The sequence below is a fragment of the Stenotrophomonas sp. RG-453 genome, from assembly GCF_033843685.1.
Lineage (GTDB): Bacteria > Pseudomonadota > Gammaproteobacteria > Xanthomonadales > Xanthomonadaceae > Stenotrophomonas > Stenotrophomonas bentonitica_A.
In genome coordinates, this window is sequence record NZ_JAMYED010000001.1 from 169,826 (window position 1) to 187,150 (window position 17,325).

General features: G+C 67.7%; 14 protein-coding genes. 9 read left to right on the forward strand and 5 right to left on the reverse strand.

From position 1 onward, the window contains the following. Positions 1 to 32 precede the first annotated feature (32 nt). Both NJD74_RS00755 and tkt read left to right on the forward strand, forming a co-directional pair. Positions 33 to 1,376, forward strand: coding sequence for a dicarboxylate/amino acid:cation symporter (locus NJD74_RS00755; protein WP_019183891.1), 1,344 nt, complete (start codon positions 33 to 35; stop codon positions 1,374 to 1,376). Between the two features lie 151 nt (positions 1,377 to 1,527). Continuing rightward, the gene (gene tkt, locus NJD74_RS00760; protein WP_319623469.1) at positions 1,528 to 3,537 is read left to right on the forward strand and encodes a transketolase; all 2,010 of its coding nucleotides are present in this window, start codon (positions 1,528 to 1,530) and stop codon (positions 3,535 to 3,537) included. 198 nt (positions 3,538 to 3,735) lie between these two features. Here the strand turns inward: tkt and NJD74_RS00765 are convergent, their stop codons facing one another. Together NJD74_RS00765 and NJD74_RS00770 are read right to left on the reverse strand one after the other, a co-directional pair. Continuing rightward, positions 3,736 to 5,688 (reverse strand): acetyl-CoA hydrolase/transferase C-terminal domain-containing protein, encoded by a 1,953-nt coding sequence (locus NJD74_RS00765; protein WP_070471177.1) that lies wholly within the window; start codon positions 5,686 to 5,688, stop codon positions 3,736 to 3,738. A 31-nt stretch (positions 5,689 to 5,719) separates the two neighbouring features. Then, complete coding sequence (locus NJD74_RS00770; RefSeq protein ID WP_046274000.1) at positions 5,720 to 6,277, reverse strand: flavin reductase family protein; 558 nt, start codon at positions 6,275 to 6,277, stop codon at positions 5,720 to 5,722. A gap of 117 nt (positions 6,278 to 6,394) precedes the next feature. On the opposite strand from NJD74_RS00770, the gene NJD74_RS00775 reads away from it, so the two are divergent. From NJD74_RS00775 to NJD74_RS00785, 3 genes are read left to right on the forward strand one after another with little or no spacing between them, the layout of a single operon-like run. Next, positions 6,395 to 6,760, forward strand: a complete 366-nt coding sequence (locus tag NJD74_RS00775) for a BlaI/MecI/CopY family transcriptional regulator (protein WP_070471398.1) — start codon at positions 6,395 to 6,397, stop codon at positions 6,758 to 6,760. Further along, the gene (locus tag NJD74_RS00780; RefSeq protein WP_070471179.1) at positions 6,753 to 7,958 is read left to right on the forward strand and encodes a TonB family protein; all 1,206 of its coding nucleotides are present in this window, start codon (positions 6,753 to 6,755) and stop codon (positions 7,956 to 7,958) included. Before NJD74_RS00775 ends, NJD74_RS00780 begins: the two co-directional genes overlap by 8 nt. Next, positions 7,955 to 8,524, forward strand: coding sequence for a hypothetical protein (locus tag NJD74_RS00785; RefSeq protein WP_319623470.1), 570 nt, complete (start codon positions 7,955 to 7,957; stop codon positions 8,522 to 8,524). The genes NJD74_RS00780 and NJD74_RS00785 overlap by 4 nt, the downstream gene beginning before the upstream one ends. A 47-nt stretch (positions 8,525 to 8,571) precedes the next feature. Here the strand turns inward: NJD74_RS00785 and NJD74_RS00790 are convergent, their stop codons facing one another. Together NJD74_RS00790 and NJD74_RS00795 are read right to left on the reverse strand one after the other, a co-directional pair. Beyond that, on the reverse strand, positions 8,572 to 9,378 hold the full coding sequence (locus NJD74_RS00790; RefSeq protein WP_319623471.1) for an MBL fold metallo-hydrolase: 807 nt from the start codon (positions 9,376 to 9,378) through the stop codon (positions 8,572 to 8,574). A 10-nt stretch (positions 9,379 to 9,388) separates the two neighbouring features. Next, the gene (locus NJD74_RS00795; RefSeq protein WP_319623472.1) at positions 9,389 to 10,204 is read right to left on the reverse strand and encodes a S1/P1 nuclease; all 816 of its coding nucleotides are present in this window, start codon (positions 10,202 to 10,204) and stop codon (positions 9,389 to 9,391) included. A 121-nt stretch (positions 10,205 to 10,325) separates the two neighbouring features. Here NJD74_RS00795 and NJD74_RS00800 point away from each other — a divergent pair, with 121 nt between their 5' ends. Further along, a complete protein-coding gene (locus tag NJD74_RS00800) occupies positions 10,326 to 11,027 on the forward strand; it encodes an aspartate/glutamate racemase family protein (RefSeq protein WP_070471187.1) in 702 nt (233 codons plus the stop codon). A gap of 123 nt (positions 11,028 to 11,150) precedes the next feature. Here NJD74_RS00800 and NJD74_RS00805 read toward each other — a convergent pair whose 3' ends face one another. Then, complete coding sequence (locus tag NJD74_RS00805; protein WP_070471189.1) at positions 11,151 to 11,780, reverse strand: OmpW family outer membrane protein; 630 nt, start codon at positions 11,778 to 11,780, stop codon at positions 11,151 to 11,153. A gap of 200 nt (positions 11,781 to 11,980) precedes the next feature. Here NJD74_RS00805 and gap point away from each other — a divergent pair, with 200 nt between their 5' ends. From gap to NJD74_RS00820, 3 genes are all read left to right on the forward strand, one after another. Then, positions 11,981 to 12,982: a type I glyceraldehyde-3-phosphate dehydrogenase gene (gene gap, locus NJD74_RS00810; RefSeq protein ID WP_046273181.1), complete on the forward strand. Its 1,002-nt coding sequence runs from the start codon at positions 11,981 to 11,983 to the stop codon at positions 12,980 to 12,982. Positions 12,983 to 13,161: 179 nt separating this feature from the next. After that, positions 13,162 to 15,846, forward strand: coding sequence for a DUF2339 domain-containing protein (locus NJD74_RS00815; protein WP_319623473.1), 2,685 nt, complete (start codon positions 13,162 to 13,164; stop codon positions 15,844 to 15,846). Next, positions 15,843 to 17,198 carry a DUF3999 domain-containing protein gene (locus NJD74_RS00820; RefSeq protein WP_319623474.1) on the forward strand — a complete coding sequence of 452 codons (1,356 nt, stop codon included), beginning with the start codon at positions 15,843 to 15,845 and terminating at the stop codon, positions 17,196 to 17,198. Before NJD74_RS00815 ends, NJD74_RS00820 begins: the two co-directional genes overlap by 4 nt. The last annotated feature ends 127 nt before the right edge of the window (positions 17,199 to 17,325 follow it).

Genomic DNA, 17,325 nt, shown 5'->3' on the forward strand with positions numbered 1-17,325 from the left:
GCTGATTTCATTTTTTCGAGGAACGCCGCTCCATGACTGAGGCCGCAACGACCCGGCAGAAACTGCCTTTGCACTGGAAAATGGGCATTGGCTTCATCATCGGCCTGGTCCTCGGGCTGACCGTCCATGCGCTCGGTGGCAGCATCGACGGCCTGCAGGCCGCAGCCAAATGGGTGATGGACTACGTCACCACGCCGGCCTCGGGCCTGTTCCTCAATCTGATCTTCATGCTGATCGTGCCGCTGATCTTCTCGGCGCTGATCATGGGCGTGTCGGAGATGGGCGACATCCGCGCCCTCGGCCGCATCGGCTGGAAGACGCTGGCCTACACCATCCTGCTCTCCGGCATCGCCGTGGGCATCGGCCTGGTGCTGGTCAACGTGCTCAAGCCCGGCGCGGGCGTGGACCCGGTCGTGGCCGCGCAGATGCTCACCGAGAATGCCGAGCGCAGCAAGGAAATCGTCGCTGGCATCCATGGCACGCCCAAGGGCATGGACATGCTGCTGTCGATCGTGCCGAGCAACGTGGTCGAGGCGGCCTCCAGCAATGGCGCCATCCTCTCGCTGATGTTCTTCGCGCTGATGTTCGGCATCGGCATGGTGCTGACCGACGAGGCAAAGGTCGCCCCGCTGCGTCGCGCCATCGAAGGCATCTTCGAAATCTCGATGACCCTGATCAACCTAGTCATCCGCCTGGCCCCGTACGCGGTGGCCTGCTTCATGTTCAACCTGGCCGCGCTGTTCGGCTTCGAGCTGATCATCCGCCTGGGCGCCTACGTCGGCGTGGTGGTGCTGGCGCTGGGCCTGCACATGGTGGTGACCTACGGCGTCGCGGTATGGCTGTCCGGCCGCTCGCCGCTGGCGTTCTTCCGCGACACCCAGGAGGCCACCGTGATGGCCTTCTCGACCGCGTCCAGCAATGCCACCCTGCCGACCGCGCTGCGCGTGGCCGACCAGATGGGCCTGCCGCAGAAGGTCTCGCGCTTCGTGCTGACCGTGGGCGCCACCGCCAACCAGAACGGCACCGCGCTGTTCGAGGGCGTGACGGTGATCTTCCTGGCGCAGTTCTTCGGCGTGGACCTGAGCATCGGCCAGCAGTTCATGGTGATGGCGGTCTGCATCCTGGGCGGCATCGGTACCGCCGGCGTGCCCTCCGGCTCGCTGCCGGTGGTGGCCATGATCTGCGCCATGGTCGGCGTGAACCCGCTGGGCATCGGCCTGATCCTGGGCGTGAACCACTTCCTGGACATGTGCCGTACCGCGCTGAACGTCACCGGCGATCTGGCCCTGACCACCCTGGTGGCCAAGGGCGAGGTGGACGATGGCCCGGTCGTGGCCACGGTGGCCCCGGCCCCCGCGCCGGCCCCGCGCGACTGAGCCTGCACAGGCCCGAGCTGCCCTGACGCCCCGCCCAGTGCGGGGCGTCGTCGTTAAGGGCCTGGCCTGTCTTCGGCCTGACCCCGCCGATCACCTGTGGGACAATGGGCTGCCCGCAGCTCCGCGGGAGCCTCCCGACTCCGACAGAACCATGACGCAGCCTACCCGCCGCCAGTTGGCCAACGCCATCCGCTTCCTTGCCGCTGATGCGGTCGAAACCGCCAAGTCCGGTCATCCCGGCATGCCGATGGGCATGGCCGACATCGCCGAAGTGCTCTGGAACGACTATCTCCGTCACAACCCGAAGAATCCCAAGTGGTTCAACCGCGACCGCTTCGTGCTGTCCAACGGCCACGGCTCGATGCTGCAGTACGCGCTGCTGCACCTGAGCGGCTACGACCTGCCGATCGAGCAGCTCAAGCAGTTCCGCCAGCTGGGCAGCAAGACCGCCGGCCACCCCGAGCACCATGAAACCCCCGGCGTGGAGACGACCACCGGTCCGCTGGGTCAGGGTCTGGCCAACGCCGTGGGCTTCGCCCTGGCCGAGAAGCTGCTGGCTCAGCGCTACAACCGCCCCGAACACGAGATCGTCGACCACCGCACCTGGGTGTTCCTGGGCGACGGCTGCCTGATGGAAGGCATCTCACATGAAGCCGCCTCGCTGGCCGGCACCTGGGGCCTGTCCAAGCTGGTCTGCTTCTGGGATGACAACCACATCTCCATCGATGGCAACACCGATGGCTGGTTCACCGACAACACCCCCGAGCGTTTCGAAGCCTATGGCTGGAACGTGGTGCGCGGCGTCGATGGCCACGATCCGGACAGCATCAAGGCCGCCATCGACAGCGCGCTGTCGCAGTTCGACAAGCCGACCCTGATCTGCTGCCGCACCACGATTGGTTTTGGTTCGCCGGGCAAGGCCGGCAAGGAATCCAGCCACGGCGCCCCGCTGGGCAAGGACGAGCTGGAAGCGACCCGCAAGCAGCTGGGCTGGCCGTACGGCCCGTTCGAGATCCCGGAAGAGATCTACGCCGGCTGGCGTGCCGGCGGTACCGGCACCCTGCGCCAGGCCGAGTGGGAGCAGCAGTTCGACAAGTACGCCGCGCAGTACCCGGCCGAAGCCGATGAGCTGATCCGTCGTTCGCACGGCGAGCTGCCGGCCGATTTCATCGCCAAGGCCGATGCCTACATCGCCCGGGTCCAGGCCGACGGCCAGACCATCGCCTCGCGCAAGGCCTCGCAGCTGGCGATCGAAGCGTTCGCGCCGCTGCTGCCGGAGCTGGTGGGCGGTTCGGCCGATCTGGCGCACTCCAACCTGACCCTGTGGAAGGCGAGCAAGTCGGTCGCCACCGATGACCCGAACGCCAACTACGTCTACTACGGCGTGCGCGAGTTCGGCATGACCGCGATCGCCAACGGCCTGGCCCTACATGGCGGGTTCATTCCGTTCGACGCCACCTTCCTGGTGTTCAGCGATTACGCCCGCAACGGCGTGCGCATGAGCGCGCTGATCCCGGCCCACGCGATCCACGTGTACACGCACGATTCGATCGGCCTCGGCGAAGACGGCCCGACCCACCAGCCGGTGGAGCACCTGGCCTCGCTGCGCTACATCCCCAACAACGATGTGTGGCGCCCGTGCGATGCGGTCGAGTCGGCGGTCAGCTGGAAGTCGGCGATCACCCGCAAGGATGGTCCGAGCTGCCTGGTCTTCAGCCGCCAGAATCTGCCGCACCAGCCGCGCAGCACCGAACAGGTCGCCCAGATCGCGCGCGGTGGCTACGTGCTGGCCGACGCCGAAGGCGGCGTGCCGGACGTGATCCTGATCGGCACCGGTTCGGAAGTGGGCCTGGCCGTGACCGCCAAGGCGGAACTGGATGCCGCCGGCATCAAGACCCGCGTGGTGTCGATGCCGTCCACCGACGTGTTCGAGCGCCAGGACGCCGCCTACCGCGAGTCCGTGCTGCCCAATGCCGTGCGCAACCGCGTGGCCGTGGAAGCCGGCGTCACCGGTTTCTGGCGCCAGTACGTGGGCCTGGACGGTGCGGTGGTGGGTATCGACACCTTCGGTGCCTCGGCCCCGGCCGAAGCGCTGTACAAGCACTTCGGGATCACCGCCGAGCACGTCGTGGCCGCGGCCAAGGCGCAGCTGGCGAACTGATGGCGGTGCCGGGCGCTGCCCGGTAGCTGCAACGCGAAAGGCCGGGGAGATTCCCCGGCCTTTTCGTTTGTTGAAGGGCAATCACCACGCCATCCTTGATCGAAGGTAGATCCCCGCCATGCGTGGATGCTGTTGGCGCAACCCTCGACCACGGCTGACGCGTGATCCCCACGCATCCACGCATGGCGTGGATCTACATCACCCGGCTGCCGTGCGCGCCAATCCCAAGCGCACCAACCGCGCCTCGATGCGTTCGCCGAACGTCTTCGGTGCTTCCAGCCCCATCCGCTGCAGATAGGCCTGGTCGCCATCGCCGGCCGGTTGCGTCAGCGCAGCCAGCACCGTGCGCAGCTTGGCCATCGGTGTCTGCGTGTTCTGCTTGAGCCAGCCCAGCGCCTTGACCAGATGCTGCTCGACTTCGGTGAAATCACTGCCCAGCGGATAGTCCGGCAGCAGGCCGGACTGGCGGAATGGCGCCAGTGCCGCGCTGACCTCGGCCGCGGTGTTGCGCCGCCCATCGTCGGGCGCAGTGAACCCGGCGGCCAGCTTTTTCGAGGCTTTCGCTTTGTCCAGCAAGGCGGCCTGGAACTGCGCATCGGTGATCGTGGCCATCGCGATCACGCAGTCTTCGTCGGTCATGTTGCGCAGGTCGGCGATGCCGTACTCATTGATGTAGAGGTCGCGCAGATGCCGCGGAATCGTGGTGTGCCCGTAGTTCCAGCGCACGTTGGACTGCAGCGTGCCCTTGTCCTCGCGGGTGGCACGGAAGATCAGCGCGCTGCGGGCGCCGGGCAGGGCATGCGCCATCGCCACGAAGTTGTACTGGCCGCCGACGCCGGAGACCACACGGCCGTCTTCCAGCGCATCGGAAACGGCCGCACCGAGCGCGGTGGCCATCATGCAGGAGTTGAAGAAGCGCGCATCGCGGCGTTGCATCCGCTCCAGCGTTTCATCGCCGCCGTAGAGCTGGTTGATCTCACTGATGCGGCGCATGCCGATCGCGCTGCGCTCCTCCTCGGGCAGGTCGCGCAGCCATTGGTAGAACTCCGGCGAGCCCAGGTAGAACGCGCCGTGCAGATACTCGCCCTCGGCCTCGAGCGTGGCGTAGTCGGTGGTCCACGCGGTGCCGTTCTCGATCCGCTGCAACAAGGCCAGATCGTCATGCACCTTGCGCCGGATCACCCCGGTCTGGACCAGCCGGCGGAAGCCCTCGTTGAGCATCTCACTGCAACCGTACAGGCCGATCTCGAACGGCTCCAGGCCACCGCACTCAAGGACGGTGGGGTTGCTGGCCAGGCCGGGATCGAGCGCCTGCAGGATCTGCCGGTAGCGGGCGTTGTCGGTATGCCGCAGCACCAGCGCATGGCTGAGCGCATCGGCCAGCGTACCGATGCCGATCTGCAGCGTGCCGCCATCGCGCACCAGCGTGCTGGCGTACAGGCCGATCGCATAGTCGGCATCGCTCACCGGTTGGCGCGGCAGGCCGAACAGGTCCGGGTAGGGCCCCGGTGGCGTGATCACCAGATCGAAGAACGACACATCCACCGTGGCCGAACCGGCCAGGTAGGGCAGCTGCGGATCGATCTCGGCGATCATCAACGGGCGTGGCAGCCCGCGCGCGACCATCGCATCCAGCGTGTCCTGGGTGATGTCGTTGTTGCACGACAGCGACAGGCGCCGGTCGTTCGCGCGCATCGCCACTTTCTGCACGATCGCATGCGGCGCGCGCTGCGCCACCGCATCGGCGGCATGGGTGTAGTTGAGGCTGGTGTAGCTGCGCTGCGCCTGCGAGGAATTGAGCAGCGCCCCGGACTGCATGTAGAACTCTTCCACCTGCACATGCGCCGGCAGCTGGTCGCGCACCATGGCATCGGCGTAGGCCAGGCGCGGAAACTCCGCACCGAAATGACGCTCGGCGAAGGGCGTCATGAAGCGCGCTTCCAGCCCGGCACCGCCACGCGGCGGATTCAGCGACAGCGCGGTATACAGCTGCAGCGGCCGCGAGGCATCGTGTTCAACACGGGCATACAGCGCGTTGAGCAGCCGGTGCGGCTTGCCCAGTGCGAGCGGGGCGCCAATGCGCAGGGGGCCATCGACCCGCTGCAGCAGCCACTCGACGGCGGCGTCCAGGTCGGTCAGGTGTTCGGTCATGCGGCGCTATCCTGCGAAATCATGCGGGTCATTACAGCATTTCCGGTTTGAACAGACGGCGACGCGAGACTTCATCGCCGGAAAGCATGAACTGGCCATCGCCGCGGTAATGCACCGTGCGCGGTACTTTCGGGGAGCGCGCGACGTGCGCTTTGACGACCTCCCAGATGAACAGGCCATGCCGTTTGATCTGGCTGCGGTCCGCCAGCCGGCACTCGAAGCTGGCGTGGCACTGGGCGATCAAGGGGGCGGCGACCTCCGTGGCGGCCACCGCCTCCAGGCCGAAGTGGTCGAACTTGTCGATCTCCGCGCCGCTGCTGTTGCCGATGCCCACCACCGTATCGAGCATCTCGGCGGTGGGCACATTGATGACGCATTCGCCACTGCGGCGGATCAGCTCGAAGCTGTGGTTGCCGCTGGAGATCATCGTTGCCAGCCGTGAGGGCGTGAACTCCAGCACCATGTGCCAGCCCAGGGTCATGATGTTGCGCTGGCCTTTCCAGGCCGAGCTGATCAGCACGATCGGGCCCGGCTCCAGGAAGCGGCGCACATCGTCGACCGGGTAGTCGAATTTTCGGTAGCGTCTCATCGAGGGCTCCGTGGGGCGTGCGCAGATGCTGGCAGCGGCTGCATGAACCGGCTGTCGAAGGGTTGACACCCAGGTTGATTACGGGCGTAATCGATCTGTCGATTACGGGTGTAAATGATGAGCCAGATCAGTGAAGCCGAAGCGGTGGTGATGGAGGTGTTGTGGCGCAGCCATCCGCTGGGCGCTGACGAGGTGGTGACCGCGCTGGCCAGCCGCGACTGGGCCGAGCCCACCATCAAGACCCTGCTCAACCGGCTGCTGACCAAGGGCGCGATCAGCGCCAGCCGCGATGGGCGTCGCTATCTGTACTCGCCGGTGCTGCAGCGCCAGGCCTGGGTGGCCGAGCAGAGCGAGGGCTTCCTGGACCGGGTCTTCGACGGTCGCGTCGCGCCGCTGGTGGCGCACTTCAGCCAGCGCGGGGAGCTGAGCGCGCAGGACATCGCCGAGCTGAAGCAGCTGATCCTGGAGCTGGGCCATGACTGAGCTGCTTGATGGACTGCTGCAGGCCAGCGTGTGGCTGTCGCTGGCGACGCTGGTGCTGGCCGCGGCCAGGCCGCTGCTGCTGCGCCTCGGAGGCGCAGCGCTGGCCTACCGCAGCTGGTGGTTGCTGCCGTTGATGCTGGTCGCGCCCTACCTGCCACTGCCACGGCTGCCGATGACTGAAACGGACCCGGTCATGGTCATGGCTTCGGCCCTGCGCGCGCCGGCCGTGCCCACCGACGCCTCGCAGTGGCCGCTACTGCTGTTGACGGTGTGGTTGCTGGGCGCGGTAGCGGTGGCCTGCGTCAGCTGGCGCGCGCAGCGCCGCTTCGAGCACGCACTGGGCGTGCTCCAGCCGCGCATGGATGGCAGCTGGCAGGCCAGTGGCGATCCCGGCCTGCCGGCGCTGGTCGGCCTGTGGCAGCCGCGCATCGTGGTGAGCCCGGACTTCGAGCAGCGATTCAGCCCGGCCGAGCAGGAGCTGATCCTGCGCCATGAGCACAGCCATCGCCGCCATGGCGATCCCTGGGCAAACGCCGCGCTTGCCGTGCTGCGCTGTGTGTTCTGGTTCCACCCCTTGCTGCCGTGGGCGGCGCGCCGCTTCCTGCGCGATCAGGAACTGGCCTGCGACGCGCGCACGGTCGATCCGCATCCGGCCCTGCGCCGGCTCTACGCCACTGCGCTGCTGAAGGCGCAGTTGGTCCACCCGGTTGCCCCGATGGCCTGCCACTGGCGCAGCCAACCGATGTTGAAGGAGCGTATTGCCATGTTGAAGGAACACAAGCGGAAGGCATTGCCGTGGATGACCGGGCAGGTGCTGGTGGTCGGGCTGTGTGTCGGGCTCTGCACGGTGGCCTGGGCCAGCCAGAGCGGCGCCGGCGACGAGCCGGCGAAGGCCAACGCGGCAACGAGCGATGTGGGCGCGCAGGCCCGTGACCTGACGCCGCCCAGGTATCCCAAAGCCGCGTTTGATCAGGGCATTTCCGGCAAGGTGGTGCTGCGCGTGGAGGTGGATGCGGCTGGAAAGCCCGGCGATGTAAGGGTACTCAGTTCGACCCCGGCCGGCGTGTTCGACGAGGCCTCGATCGCTGCGGCCAAGCAATGGACGTTCGAACCGGCGCGCCAGAATGGACACGCCGTTGCCTCGGCGTTGAAGATTCCGATGACATTCGAACTGGATGCGTCGGACCCGACGCTGTGAAGCGGGGGTCACTCGCCGTGGTCCTGGCGATGCTGGTGGCCGGCTGTGCCAGTCACCCCTCGCCGACCACGGTGGACACGCGTGCCGAGAACGTGGCTCACCAGCGTCTGGATCCGAACGTCGGCGCTCAGGGGAGCGGGAAGGTGGAGACGTATCAGCTGGGGCCGAGCGAGGGCTACCGGATGCCGCAGCTCAATGCGGGGCCGGACCCGGCGGTCGGTGATCGCGACCCGCGCCGCGCGCTGGCACCGACGACAGTGTGCCTGCAGCTGGTGATCGATGCGGAAGGCAAGGTCGAACGCAGTCTGCCCGTGATCGATCGCAGCGATTGCGCCGCCGGCAATGCCCCGGAGAACGCGCCCCTCGTGCAGGCTGCCCAGGAAGCGGTGGCGATATGGCGCTTTGTCCCCGCGGCCGTCTGTCATTTCCCTCCGCAGCGCGTACCCACGGATCGAGGCAACTGCGAGGGCGCCGAGCGCATCGAACCGGTACCGGTGAGCCTGCTGTACGGCTTCACGTTCGAGATCGTGAAAGGGCAGCACGTGGTGCGCGGGCAAGGCCGCTGAGGAAAACGGGGGCCACCCGTTGCAGGGGAGCCGGCCAGCGGCCGGCACTACCTCGGCGGGCCGCCCTGGATGTTGGCTTTCACCGAGGGGTGCATCAGTTTCGGCTCGGCCAGCGTGGCATCCCGGGCCTGGCGGGTGGCCACGAACTCGGCTTCGCTGATGCCGTCATGCAGGTGGATGTTGTGCGCGCGCTGCGCGCCGATGGTGGTCTCGTTGGCGACCTCGCGGCCGCCCGGACCGTAGTCGTGGCAGATGAACACACGGGTCGCGTCCGGCAAGGCCAGCAGCCGCCGGATCGAGCGGTACAGCTGCGCCGCGTCACCGCCCGGGAAGTCGCAGCGGGCGGTGCCGCCGTCAGGCATGAACAGCGAATCACCGGTGAACAGCGCATCGCCGATCCGATACGCCACGCTGTCACTGGTATGGCCGGGCACCGCGATCACCTCGGCGTCGATATCACCGAGCGTGAAGCGTTCGCCATCGGCGAACAGATGATCGAACTGCGAGCCGTCGGTCGGCACCTCCAGCGCGTAACGGGGTGCGAAGGTGCGCTGCACCTGCACGATGCCCGCGCCCATGGCCAGAGTCGCGTCCGGCCAATGGCGCTTCAGCCAGCGCCCGGCGCTGACGTGGTCGGCGTGGGCATGGGTGTCCAGCAGCCAGCGCACCTGCAGGCGGTGCCCGCTTACGTGGGCCAGCAGCGGCTGAAGCGGCCCGGCACCGAATGCATCGGTCTCCGGGTCGTAATCCAGCACGGGATCGATCACCGCCGCCTGCAACGTCGCCGGGTCATGCACCACGTAGCTGAACGTGTGGCTGTCCGGATGGAAGAAACTGGCGACGTGCAGTGACATGGTGATGGCCTCAGCGTTTGCCCAAGGTGTCGTTGAGCAGCACCGCCAGGCGTTCACCGGCCAGGCGCAGCTCGCGCTCGGCGACCGGGCGATAGGTCGCCGCATAGCTCGGGGCCAGCGTACGCTTGTCCGGGTAAACGCCAGGTGCAATCGCGATCCGGCAACTGGCCTCGGCCCACTGCACGGCATCGGCATCGATGTTGGAGCGCGTTGCGAACACCGGCTTGGGCAGGGCCAGCAGGCGCTTGAGGTACTGGTCGTCGTCCAGCGTCTGCTCATTCAGCATGCCGCTGTCCCACAGTGAATGCAGGTTGGTACCGCGGTTGTTGAACTGCACCTGGAAATCGTTGCCGCCCTTGTCATGGCCGTAGCCGGCATGCATCGGCTGGTGGATGTCACCGGCGAAATGCACGACGAACTTCAGCGCCTGCGCGCGCTCTGCATCGGACTTGCTGCGGTCGCCAAGGATCGCGGTCTGTGCTTTCAGCGCCTCGACCACGCAATTGCCGATCCTGCAGTGCTTCTGCACTTCGTAGTGGCAATCGTCTTCGCCGATGTTGACGTAGTGCCAGCCGGCCGAGCGCTTGCCCAGGCCGGGGTCCTTGGCGCGCAGCTGATCGGCCCACGGGGCGATGCCGTGCAGTGTCGGATCCGGCTCGGCGGCGAGCAGACGGTCCACCTCGGCCTGGGTCTGCGGGGTCAGCCGGGTCTCGGCGATCCGCGCCACCAGGCGGTGGCCTTGCGCGCCCCAGGCCAGGGCATCGGTGGAAACAAGGGTGAGGGCCAGCGCGAGCGCGGTGGCCGGGAGCAGAGAAGGCATTTTCATCCGCGGCATTCTAGCGGGCTGGCCACGCGCGGGCTTGCCGCGATCTGGCCGGCTGCAGTGCAGCTCGGGTTAGGCTAGGCTCGGCGGGTGCCCGGCATCGGGCGGACGCAGGAGCGACCCCATGGCCCACATCGTTGGCCTGATCGGCGGCATGAGCTGGGAAAGCTCGGCCCACTATTACCGCCTGATCAACGAGCAGGTGCGCGACACGCTGGGCGGGCTGCATTCCGGGCGGATCCTGCTGTGGTCGTTCGATTTCGCCGAGATCGAGGCGCTGCAGCATGCCGGCGACTGGGACAGTGCCACGCAGCGGATGATCGATGCGGCCCAACGCCTGCAGGGCGCCGGAGCCACCGCCATCGTGATCTGCACCAACACCATGCATCGCATGGCGGATGCGGTGCAGGCGGCGATCGCGATTCCGCTGCTGCACATCGCCGACCCGACGGCCGAAGCGATCAAGGGCGCCGGGTTGCGGCGCATTGGCCTGCTCGGCACCGCGTTCACGATGGAACACGATTTCTACAAGGGTCGGCTCACGCACGCGCATGGACTGGAGGTACTGGTCCCGGAGCCCGAGGACCGCGCGGCGGTGCACCGGATCATCTATGAGGAGCTGGTGCAGGGGCAGGTGCTGCCGGCATCGCGCGAGAGGTATCGCGCGGTCATGCAGCGGCTGGTGGATCGCGGCGCGCAGGGCATCATCCTGGGCTGCACGGAGATCATGCTGCTGGTCGGCGCGCAGGATGCAACCGTGCCGGTGTTCGATACGACCACGCTGCATGCGCAGGCCGCGGCGCGGCATCTGCTTTCCGCAGCGTAACCGCGAGCGTCACGCCCCGCAGCGCCCCCCGGACCGCCGCGCCTGTCCAAAAAAAACCCCGGCCGAAGCCGGGGAAACTGTCTTGCTGCGAGGGTGTTGCCTGGTTGGGTCCTGATCCGCCGATCAGAACTTGAACACGTACGACACGCCGTAGGCGAGCGGGTCGATGTTGACGGTGCCGATCTTTTCGCCATCGAGCTTGACCTTGCTGTCGATGTCCATCCAGCGCACATCGACGCGCAGCGAGCCCTTGTCATTGATCGCGAAATCCAGGCCGGCATGGGCGGCCAGGCCCCAGGAGTCCTCCATCTTCAGCTTGCTGCCGGCCAGCGCGCCGCCGGTCTTCTCGCTGAAAAACGTCGTGTAGTTGATGCCGGCACCCAGGAACGGGGAGACCTTGCCCGCGCTGTTGAAGTGATACTGCAGCGACACCACCGGCGGCAGGTGCTTGGTGCTGCCCACGTTGCCCAGGCCGGCGATGTTGATGTCGTGCTTGAACGGCAGCGCGGCCAGGATCTCGATGCCGAGGTTGTCGGCGATGAAGTACTCACCGGTGATGGTCGGCTTGATGTCGTTGTCGACATCGACCTTCAGGGTGCCGCCGGCCAGCGAACCGTTGTTGGACTTCGGGGCGACCTGGTGCACGCCGGCACCGATCGTCCAGTCGCCCTTGGACTGGGCCATGGCCGGGGCGGCGGCCAGCGCCAGGGCGGCGGCCAGGCTGGTGAGCAGGAGGGGGGAGGTCTTGCGCATGAGACGGTCTCGTGGCGGGTTGGAATGGGGCCAGTTTTGCCGCCCGCGCGGTTGCGCGCCTTGATCCGGATCAATCCGGGTATTTGCCGTTGTAACCGGTTCCCGTTCGGCTTGCGCGGGCCTGCCCGGGTCCGGCCCTGCTAGAATGAACACCCCTTTCCATCGGCGCCGCACCGTCGCGGCTGCAGGAGCTTGTGAACATGGCAATCAAGGTTGGCATCAACGGTTTCGGTCGCATCGGGCGCAACGTGCTGCGTTCGGCCGTGCTGAACTTCGGCAATGACATCGAAATCGTCGCCATCAACGATCTGCTGGAGCCGGATTACCTGGCGTACATGCTGAAGTACGACTCCGTGCATGGCCGCTTCAAGGCTGACGTGGCAGTCTCCGGCAACGACCTGCTGGTCAACGGCAAGAAGATCCGCCTGACCCAGGAGCGCGATCCGGCCAACCTGAAGTGGGACGAGGTCGGCGTGGACGTCGTCATCGAATCCACCGGCCTGTTCCTGACCAAGGAAACCGCGCAGAAGCACATCGACGCGGGTGCCAAGAAGGTCATCCTGTCGGCACCGTCGAAGGACGACACCCCGATGTTCGTGTTCGGCGTGAACGACAAGACCTACGCCGGCCAGGCGATCGTCTCCAACGCCTCGTGCACCACCAACTGCCTGGCCCCGCTGGCCAAGGTCATCAACGACAAGTGGGGCATCAAGCGTGGCCTGATGACCACCGTGCACGCCGCGACCGCCACCCAGAAGACCGTCGATGGCCCGTCCAACAAGGACTGGCGCGGTGGCCGTGGCATCCTGGAAAACATCATTCCGTCCTCCACCGGTGCGGCCAAGGCCGTCGGCGTGGTGATCCCGGAATTGAACAAGAAGCTGACCGGCATGAGCTTCCGCGTGCCGACCTCGGACGTGTCGGTGGTCGATCTGACCGTGGAGCTGGAGAAGGAAGCCACCTACGCCGAGATCTGCGCTGAAGTGAAGGCACAGAGCGAAGGCGCGTTGAAGGGCATCCTGGGCTACACCGAAGACAAGGTCGTGGCGACCGACTTCCGCGGTGAGACCCACACCTCGGTGTTCGATGCCGATGCCGGCATCGCGCTGGACGGCACCTTCGTCAAGCTGGTGTCCTGGTACGACAACGAGTGGGGCTACTCCAACAAGTGCCTGGAAATGGTCAAGGTCGTCGCGGCGTAAGCCAGCGCGTCCCCTGCGTCATTCCACAGACCCCGGCCCCGTGCCGGGGTCTGTCGTTTCAGGCAGGCGCTGCGGGGCGTTGATCCCGCGCCTGCCGCCGATCCATTAGCATGGCCCGCGTGCCGCCGGCACTGTGCCTACCGGGTACAGCCGTGGCGACCTCTTGAGGATGGCCTGGAATGGAAGCTCTGATTGTCCTGCTGGTGCTGGTACTGCTGGCGATCCCGCTGCTGCTGATCGTGGCGCTGGTGATGATCGCCGGGCTGCGCCGACGCGTCGCCGCGCTGGAGCAGCGCGCCGCCGGGTCCGCCTGGGAGGCTTCACCGGCGCCGGCGCCGGCGCCGGCGGAGCGGGAAAGGTCGCTGCACTGGACCGACCTGGCATCGGTCGACACCGTCGGCGCCGCGAGGGCCACCTCTGCGCCTGTCTCCACGACGGCCGCCGAGGCGCTGGAGCCGAGGATCGAACCGGTGATCGACGTGGCGCAACCGCCGCCATTGCCGCCATTGCCGCCCCCGCCCGCGCAGCCGGTCGCCCCGCCCGAACCGCAGGGCCCCGGCATCGGCGAGCGGCTCGTCGGCACCCTCAAACAGTGGTTCACCGAAGGCAATGTGCCGGTCAAGATCGGCATGCTGGTGCTGCTGGCCGGCGTGGCCGCACTGCTCAAGTACGCCAGCGACCAGGGCTGGTTGAATGCACCGATCGAGCTGCGCCTGGCCGCCATCGCCGTGGCGGCGCTGGCCGGGCTGGTATTCGGCTGGGTGCAGCGCGATACCCGGCGCATGTTCGCGCTGGCATTGCAGGGCGGGGCGATCGGCATCCTGTTGCTGACCATTTTCGCCGCGTTCAAACGCTATGACCTGATGCCTGCCGCGCCCGCTTTCGTGCTCAGCGTGTTGCTGATCGCCGGCATGGGCGTGCTGGCGGTGGTGCAGAACTCGCGCACGCTGGCCGTGCTCGGCATCCTGGCCGGCTTCATGGCGCCGATCTGGCTGTCCACCGGCAGCGGCAACCATGTCGCGCTGTTCTCGTATTACGCCGTGCTCAATGCAGCGATCCTGGCGATTGCCTGGTGGCGCCCGTGGCGCGCCCTGAACCTGCTCGGTTTCGCCTTCACCTTCGGCATCGGGACGGCCTGGGGCGTGCTCCAGTACAGCGCCGACAAGTTCGCCAGCACCGAGCCGTTCCTGCTGCTGTTCTTCGCCTTCTATCTGCTGATCCCGATCCTCTATGCGCGCCGGCAGAGTGCGGAAAAGCGCGACCTGATCGATGGCAGCCTGGTGTTCGGCACGCCGCTGATCGCCTTCTCGCTACAGGCCGGCCTGCTGCATGACGACCGCCTGCTGCTGGCGTTGTGTTCGCTGGCACTGGCTGCGTTGTATGCAGGCCTGGCGTGGGCGTTGATCAAGCGTGAGCGCTACGCTGCGCTCGGCCAGTCGCATGCGGTACTCGCGGTCGGCTTCGCCACGTTGGCGGTGCCGCTGGCGCTGTCTGCACGCGCCACCGCCAGTGTGTTCGCACTGGAAGGTGCCGCGCTGGCCTGGCTGGGCCTGCGCCAGCAACGCTGGCTGCCACAGGTCAGCGGGGCAGTGCTGACCCTGGGGGCCGCGTTCGGCTTCGTCGTGGGCGCGGACTACTGGCACCTGGATGCCACCGCCATCGCCAACCCGACCTTCATGAGTGGCTTGCTGCTGGCGCTGGCCGGTTTTGCGGCGGCCTTCAGCTACCGCCGCGCGCAGCGCGATGCGCCGGCCATCGTGTACTACCTGTGGGGCCTGCTGTGGTGGCTGGGCAGCCTCAGTCACGAGATCCTGCGCTTCGTCACCCACCGCACCGAGCCCGATGCGCTGCTGATCGCCGCAGCCGTGACCGGTTGGCTGGCCGCCGAGATGCATCGCCGCTGGCCGGCGCGTGCGCTGGTGCTGACCACGCTGGCGATGGTGCTGGCCGCCTTCCCGTTGGCGCTGTGGCAGGCCGATGTACATGACCAACCGTTCGCCGGCTATGGCGCGCTGGCCTGGGCGGTGTTCGCGCTGCTGGGCGTGCGCAGCCTCTGGTGCCTGCGCGGGGGCGACGACCGCACCTCGCTGGCGGCGCAGTTCCTGTGGTGGCTGCTGTGGCCGTCGGTGGTGTCGCTGGCCAGCCTGTGGCTGGCCGATCGCTTCGCGCTGGCGCGGGGCTGGGGCCTGGCCCTGATGCTGTTGCCGTGGCTGCTGGTCACGGCGGTCGCGTTGTTGCGCTGGCGCTGGCTGACGGTGCCGCTGGGCGAGCGCTTCGACCCGATGCGTACGCCGCTGCAGATCACCTTGTTCGCCGTGCTGGGCGTGAGCTGGGCCGGCCTGTTGCTGGTTCCGGCCGGCGCCGCGCCGTTGCCGTGGCTGCCGCTGCTCAACCCGGTGGAGCTGGCGCAGCTGGCGGTGCTGGTGCTGGCCGCGCGCTGGCTGTGGTCCGCGCACGCGCCCGACGGCCTGCGCGCCCTCCGCATTCCGCTGCTGGCCATTGCCGGCTTCGTCGCGCTGACCAGCATCACCCTGCATGCCGTGCATCACTGGGGCGGGGTGCCGTGGAACGAACGCCTGTGGTCCTCCACCCTGGCCCAGACCAGCCTGACCGTGGTGTGGAGCGTGCTCGGCGTGATCAGCTGGGTATGGGGCTCGCGCCGCGGGCAGCGCGCGCTGTGGCTGGTCGGTGCGGTGCTGATGGGCGTCGTGCTGGCCAAGCTGGTGCTGATCGACCGGCAGCACCTGGGCAACCTGCTCGGCATTTCTTCCTTCATCGCCTACGGCCTGCTGTGCACGGTCGTGGGTTATCTGGCACCGGCGCCGCCCCGCGCGCCGGACCCTGCCGTGGAGCCGCACCCTTGAAGACCTTCCGCCCGCTGATCCTCCTTGCCGCATTCGCACTGCCGGCGCTGGCGCAGACCGCCGATGACCGCCAGGCGTACCGCCAGCAATGGCCGCTGCAGCTCGCGCAACCCCAGGCTGGTGCATATCGGTTGACCCTGGATGACGGGGTGTACCGCACCGCGGTGTCGCCACGCCTGGCCGATGTGCAGGTGTTCAATGCACAAGGTCAGGCACTGCCCTCGGCGTTGCTCGCGGCCGACCAGCCGCTGGCCCAGGCACCGCAATGGCAGACGCTGTCCTGGTTCCCGCTGCCCCCCATGGCGGGCACCTCCGGCGATGACCTGCAGTTGCTCACCGAGCGCAACACCGATGGCAGCGTGCGCCGGGTGGAAGCGCGCCTGGGGCGGGGTGGGGCGGCCGGGCAACCGGCGGGCTGGCTGATCGATGCCAGTGCGCTCAAGACCGGGGTGCAGGCACTGCGCCTGGATTGGCAGACCCAGGTGCCCCTGCAGGCGCGCGTGCGGGTGGAAATGAGCAACGACCTGCGCGACTGGCTGCGCATCGCCGACGATGTGCCGCTGGTCGACCTGCAGCACGAAGGCCGCCGCCTGCAGCAGCGCCGCATCGAGATCGCGCGCCAGGCCAGGTATTTCCGGATCCTGCCGATCGGCGCGGATGCGTTGCCGGCGCTGTCCACCGTGCAGGCCGAGCTGGTGCCGACCGCGCAGGCGATCGCCTGGCGCTGGCAATCGTTGAGCGGCACCGCCGGCAAGCCGGGCGAGTTTGAATATCAACTCGATGGGCGCTTCCCGATCGCGCAGGCCGACATCGCCACCGCCGACAACAGCGTGGTGCAGTGGACGCTGTTGAGCCGCGATGACGCCGGCCAGCCATGGCAGGTGCGCGCAGGCCCGTGGGTGGCTTATCAGCTGCAGGACGCCGCCGACCGCCGCCAATCCCAGACCCAGCCGCTGACGCGCAGCACGCGCGATCGTTACTGGAAACTGATCGCGGGCCAGCCGCAGTCGATGCCGGCGCCAACGCTCAAGCTCGGTTACCAGCCTGAAACGCTGGTGTTCCTCAGCCAGGGCGAGCCGCCGTATGCGGTGGCCGCCGGCAGCGTGCGCGCCGAGCGCCAGGACGCGCCGGTCGCCACCGTGATCGCCCAACTGCGCCAACAGCATGGCGCGCAGTGGCAGCCGGCACAGGCCACCGTGCACGGCGCACCGGAAGTGCTCGCCGGCGATGCTGCGCTGGCAGCGCAGCGCGACTGGAAGCAGTGGCTGCTGTGGGCCCTGCTGGTGATCGGCGTGCTGATCGTCGGCGGGTTCGCGCTCAGCCTGCTGCGCCAGCCACACCGGAACGGGTAGGTACCGATCGTTGGTCGGTACGGCCTGTCCGCGCGCGACGACCAACACTCGCCACTGCGCCTTTCCCACTGGATTTGCGATGCACCGCGCCAGCCGGGACAATGACGGTCTGCGCCGCGCGGCGCCT

Excerpts from the sequence above, each read along its gene's own strand:
- NJD74_RS00775 (WP_070471398.1), top strand. The coding sequence starts at position 6,395 with ATGAGCCAGATCAGTGAAGCCGAAGCGGTGGTGATGGAGGTGTTGTGG.
- gap (WP_046273181.1), top strand. The coding sequence starts at position 11,981 with ATGGCAATCAAGGTTGGCATCAACGGTTTCGGTCGCATCGGGCGCAAC.
- tkt (WP_319623469.1), top strand. The coding sequence starts at position 1,528 with ATGACGCAGCCTACCCGCCGCCAGTTGGCCAACGCCATCCGCTTCCTT.
- NJD74_RS00770 (WP_046274000.1), bottom strand. The coding sequence starts at position 6,277 with ATGAGACGCTACCGAAAATTCGACTACCCGGTCGACGATGTGCGCCGC.
- NJD74_RS00805 (WP_070471189.1), bottom strand. The coding sequence starts at position 11,780 with ATGCGCAAGACCTCCCCCCTCCTGCTCACCAGCCTGGCCGCCGCCCTG.
- NJD74_RS00755 (WP_019183891.1), top strand. The coding sequence starts at position 33 with ATGACTGAGGCCGCAACGACCCGGCAGAAACTGCCTTTGCACTGGAAA.
- NJD74_RS00795 (WP_319623472.1), bottom strand. The coding sequence starts at position 10,204 with ATGAAAATGCCTTCTCTGCTCCCGGCCACCGCGCTCGCGCTGGCCCTC.
- NJD74_RS00790 (WP_319623471.1), bottom strand. The coding sequence starts at position 9,378 with ATGTCACTGCACGTCGCCAGTTTCTTCCATCCGGACAGCCACACGTTC.
- NJD74_RS00765 (WP_070471177.1), bottom strand. The coding sequence starts at position 5,688 with ATGACCGAACACCTGACCGACCTGGACGCCGCCGTCGAGTGGCTGCTG.
- NJD74_RS00780 (WP_070471179.1), top strand. The coding sequence starts at position 6,753 with ATGACTGAGCTGCTTGATGGACTGCTGCAGGCCAGCGTGTGGCTGTCG.
- NJD74_RS00815 (WP_319623473.1), top strand. The coding sequence starts at position 13,162 with ATGGAAGCTCTGATTGTCCTGCTGGTGCTGGTACTGCTGGCGATCCCG.
- NJD74_RS00800 (WP_070471187.1), top strand. The coding sequence starts at position 10,326 with ATGGCCCACATCGTTGGCCTGATCGGCGGCATGAGCTGGGAAAGCTCG.